Annotated in this window: 2 tRNA genes; both read left to right on the forward strand. The window is 47.6% G+C overall.

The window, feature by feature from the left end:
* The first annotated feature begins 43 nt into the window (after positions 1-43).
* Positions 44-120: transfer RNA gene (locus VSR74_RS23195), tRNA-Ile, on the forward strand.
* A 107-nt stretch (positions 121-227) separates the two neighbouring features.
* Positions 228-303 (forward strand) — tRNA-Ala (locus VSR74_RS23200).
* The last annotated feature ends 107 nt before the right edge of the window (positions 304-410 follow it).

Genomic DNA, 410 nt, shown 5'->3' on the forward strand with positions numbered 1-410 from the left:
CACACAGATTGTCTGATGAAAATTAGCAGTAAAAAATCTCTGCAGGCTTGTAGCTCAGGTGGTTAGAGCGCACCCCTGATAAGGGTGAGGTCGGTGGTTCAAGTCCACTCAGGCCTACCAAATTTTCCCTGATACTGCGTTGTGAAATGACTCGCATACTTCAGTATGCTTCGCCATTCCACGCCTTGTCTCAGGAAAAATTACCGGTACAGAGGTTGAACAACGATGGGGCTATAGCTCAGCTGGGAGAGCGCCTGCTTTGCACGCAGGAGGTCTGCGGTTCGATCCCGCATAGCTCCACCATCTTTACTGCAACAAACAAGAAAACTTCAGAGTGTACCTGAAAAGGTGCGCTGCGAAGTTTTGCTCTTTAAAAATCTGGATCAAGCTGAAAATTGAAACGACACACT

The organism is Pseudocitrobacter cyperus (assembly GCF_039889165.1).
Classification (GTDB): Bacteria; Pseudomonadota; Gammaproteobacteria; order Enterobacterales; family Enterobacteriaceae; genus Pseudocitrobacter; species Pseudocitrobacter cyperus.